This is a genomic window from Pedobacter sp. (assembly GCF_045628745.1).
Lineage (GTDB): Bacteria > Bacteroidota > Bacteroidia > Sphingobacteriales > Sphingobacteriaceae > Pedobacter.
In genome coordinates this window covers 1-3756 of the sequence record NZ_JAZQPU010000103.1, presented here as the reverse complement: position 1 = coordinate 3756, position 3756 = coordinate 1, and the positions used below count along the sequence as shown (strand labels likewise).

At 38.9% G+C, this 3756-nt stretch carries 4 protein-coding genes; all 4 read right to left on the bottom strand.

Features of this window, described 5'->3' with window-relative positions; genetic code table 11:
* Positions 1-8: 8 nt before the first annotated feature.
* The gene (locus ACR2F7_RS04410) at positions 9-587 is read right to left on the bottom strand and encodes a TetR/AcrR family transcriptional regulator (RefSeq protein WP_432712379.1); all 579 of its coding nucleotides are present in this window, start codon (positions 585-587) and stop codon (positions 9-11) included.
* Between the two features lie 93 nt (positions 588-680).
* Entirely contained in the window at positions 681-1430 is a 750-nt protein-coding gene (locus ACR2F7_RS04405; RefSeq protein ID WP_432712378.1) for an SDR family NAD(P)-dependent oxidoreductase, read from the bottom strand.
* Between the two features lie 105 nt (positions 1431-1535).
* Complete coding sequence (locus tag ACR2F7_RS04400) at positions 1536-2345, bottom strand: helix-turn-helix domain-containing protein (RefSeq protein ID WP_432712377.1); 810 nt, start codon at positions 2343-2345, stop codon at positions 1536-1538.
* A gap of 60 nt (positions 2346-2405) precedes the next feature.
* Positions 2406-3377: an aldo/keto reductase gene (locus ACR2F7_RS04395; protein ID WP_432712376.1), complete on the bottom strand. Its 972-nt coding sequence runs from the start codon at positions 3375-3377 to the stop codon at positions 2406-2408.
* Positions 3378-3756 lie beyond the last annotated feature (379 nt).

Sequence of the window (3756 nt, the reverse complement as noted above, 5' to 3'; positions counted from 1 at the left end):
GCTTCTTATCAATCGAAAACTGACATCGTTGTTTCTACAATATGATCAAAGAATTGCCTGTCAGTTCTAACCTTTGCATACACCCTCATACCGGTTATTGTATTGCAAACAAAATGTGTCAGCGCTTTTGGATCTTTAGTTTTATTGATTTCCCCATCATTTTGGCCTTTTTTGATCGCTTCGTATATGATCTCTTCAATCATGAGGTTGTCTTCACAAACCAATTTTTTGACCTGCTCATCATGAGGTGCTACTTCTACCTCAGCGTTGATTTTAAAGCAACCTTTAGACTGATTGTCAGTACAAGCACTATTGACCACAGTACTTAAGAAATCTGCTATAGCCTGTTTTGCTGACAAGGAGTTAGCAAGCTTTGCCTTAATTCTCTCGATGCCTTCTTTTTGGTATAAATCCAGTGCCTTTAAATATAAATTTTGCTTATCACCAAAAGCGTGATAAATGCTTGACCTGCCAATACCAAGTTCTTCAATGAGATCGTGAAGGGATGTGGCATTATAACCCTTCCTCCAAAAGATGGCTATTGCTTTTTTGAGTATCTCCTCTTCCTGAAATTCTTTTGTTCTCATAATAAAAAAGCTTTGCCTGATAAAGGCAAAGCTACAAAATTAAAATATATTAAGGTTTTAAGCTTAAAAGCATCCTTGAGGACAACTTTGCCCTTAACGAACACCGCCGCTGGCGAGCATGATCTCTCCTGTTAACCACCTCGATTCTTCTGAAGCTAAAAACGATACAACAAGTGCTATATCATCAGGTTCACCAATACGGTTTAAAGGTGTAGTACTCACAATATGAGCTTCCATTTCACTTCCAATAAATCCTGCAGCCCTCGAGCCTTCGGTATTTACCATACCAGGATTAACAGAGTTTACACGGATGTTTTTAGGACCAAATTCTTTTGAAAGAACACCGGTGATAGAGTCAACGGCACTTTTAGTCGCTGTATATATTGCACTTCCAGCTGGGGTAACACTTGAAACTGCAGATCCAATATTAATAATGCTTCCACCTTTTTCTGAAAAGTGTTTTGCTGCCGCTTTAGAAGTGAGTAATATACTTAATACGTTAACATTAAATTGTTCATGAAATCCCTCTTCTGTTACATCTTCTATTGGGCCCCATTTATAAATTCCAGCATTGTTTACTAAAATGTCAACTGTGCCGTATTGTTTCATTGCCTCGGCAAAAAGATGATCTACAGCAGCTGTCTTTGAAACATCACCTTGAACGGCTATTGCTCTGCCTCCATCGTTTATAATCGACGCCACAACAGTTTCAGCATCTTTTTGTGCTGAGGAATAATTCACCACAACTGATGCACCTTCTGCGGCTAATTTTTTTGCGATTGCACCACCAATTCCTTTGGAAGCGCCTGTTACGATGGCTACTTTATTTTCTAATTTTTTCATGTTGTATTTGTATTGTACCGTTTGGTCCACAAATATAGATTAATATTAGACCAATTGGTACAATTGAATATTTATGAAAAAACTTTGACAAATAGGTCATTAACATCATACCAATTCAGTAGGTGTTTTACCAAACTTCTTTTTAAAAGAATGAGAAAAATGAGACAGGCTTTCAAAGCCAAGATCAAGATAAATGACTGAGGGTTTCTTATTCTTTGTTTCTATCAGGTATTTCGCTTCTGTCAACCGCTTTTCCTGGAGCCATTGCCGGGGTGCCATGTCAAATGTTTTTTGAAAGTCGCGCTTAAATGCGGCAAGGCTTCTTCCTGTTAATTGTGCGAATTTCTCCACCGGAACATTAAAATGAAAATTGCTGAGCATAAATTTTTCAAGATCGATTTTATGATTCTCAGAAAAATCAAACAAGAATTCTTTGAGTGCAGGCATCGTGTACAGAAGTAATTTTACGCCTTCCCGTACTTTTAACATACCCATATCCTGCGTTATCTTGGCTTCTGGATGATGCACATAAGGTATTAAAGATTGAAAAAAACCGCGTAGAAAGTCGTTGCCAGGAATAAGAACATTTGGCTGACCTTGATATTTTTGGGATACTTCAATTTGTTCCTCTAAGGCAAACTTCCTGAGCAGATCCTCTTTAAGGCAAATAATAATAGTTTGGTAATTTTCTCCTTCTGGTGGTGTTTTGGTAAGTTCACCAAGTTGATTTTTGCGGATCAGCATCATCTCACCGCCATTCATGGAAATATTTTGACTGGCCGTCTCCAACGTAAAGGAACCCGAAACTTGCAGCACAAGCGTGCTATGCTCAAAAAAGCCTACTTTTTCCTTTCTTAAGGTAGAAAGATAGGAATAAAAGATGACGCCGGGGATGATTTCAGTTGGATTTGTCATGAGGCAAAGGTAATAAAACAGGTGGGGCTAGTATAGCCCCACGTATCATTGTAAACCAAATTATCTTTGTAAATACGTGCTCCCAAGTATGGCACCTTGTGAAAATTCTATGTCTAACATACTCATCTCTTCTAAACTGAACTCGATAGACATGGCCTGTATATTTTCTGGCAGTCGTGATCTGCGACTCATACTCACCAATGGCATAATATGATCTCCCTGGGCATTTACCCATGCAATAGCCAATTGTGTTGGGGTGCATCCTTTTTCTTGTGCCATTTGCTTAAAGACTTCCACTTTCTCCAGGTTCTTGATCAAGTTCACTCCCTGGAAACGAGAAAAGTGATTACGGTAGTCATTAGCCGCTAGTGGTGCTTTCAGCTCTCCAGTTAGCAAGCCTTCGGCAGTATTGGCGAAGGCGACAACGCCAATACCCAATTCTTTCGCTGTAGGAAGCAGATCCTTTTCTATTTGACGATCTGCCAGGGAGTAACCTATTTCTAATGCAGATACAGGATATATTTGATTGGCCTCACGCAATTGAGCCGCTGTTATTTCAGAAACACCAAGGTGACGTACCTTACCTTCTTTGATCAGGTCGGCAACTGTCCCAATAACATCCTCCAGGGGAACGCTGTTGTCTAATCTGCAAGGTTGATAAAGATCAATGGTGTCAATGCCCAGTCGCACCAAAGAGTAGTTAATAAAGTTTTTGATGGCGATAGGACGGAGATCTAATCCAAGCATTTGACCTCCGTAAAAGATAGCGCCAAATTTGACACTGATAAAGGCATCATCCCTCCTGCCCTTAATGGCTTTACCAATGAGCATTTCATTGTGGCCAGCGCCGTAAAAATCTCCAGTATTTAAAAAATTAATTCCGCTATCTAATGCCGCCTGGATGGTTGCTATACTCTCATTTTCATCATTAGTTGGGCTACCCCAAACGGTTGACATCCGCATGCAACCTAATCCGAGTTTAGAAACGAGAGGTCCATTTTCGCCGAGTTTTATTTGTTTAATAGTTTTCATAACAGTTATATAATTGATGTATAAAACAAAGATCAGATATAGTTTTAAAGGGAATTGTCCTTAATAGCTCAATTTACTTGTCTGTACGGCTCACTTCAATAGCGGGTCATTTCTTTGAAAATCGGCTGTAGCATTTTCAGAATCAAATATTTTCCTACAGGCTATCCTTACCATCGTGATTGAAATAAACCCTTATATAAAATTGTTAATAATGGCTCAAATTTCCTTAGGCGCTGCATAGTTTCACCTGGTCAATTATTCATTATATTTGATTTTCTAAAAGATACCCAGAATGGAAATTACAACTATCGAACAATTCTATAAGGAAATCTCCAATTCTGATTCAGGAAATCTTTCTGAGCTATTGCCTAATGGGTTA

What these genes read in the sequence shown, in the direction of transcription:
- ACR2F7_RS04410 (WP_432712379.1), bottom strand. Translation starts at nt 587, where the DNA reads ATGAGAACAAAAGAATTTCAGGAAGAGGAGATACTCAAAAAAGCAATA.
- ACR2F7_RS04405 (WP_432712378.1), bottom strand. Translation starts at nt 1,430, where the DNA reads ATGAAAAAATTAGAAAATAAAGTAGCCATCGTAACAGGCGCTTCCAAA.
- ACR2F7_RS04400 (WP_432712377.1), bottom strand. Translation starts at nt 2,345, where the DNA reads ATGACAAATCCAACTGAAATCATCCCCGGCGTCATCTTTTATTCCTAT.
- ACR2F7_RS04395 (WP_432712376.1), bottom strand. Translation starts at nt 3,377, where the DNA reads ATGAAAACTATTAAACAAATAAAACTCGGCGAAAATGGACCTCTCGTT.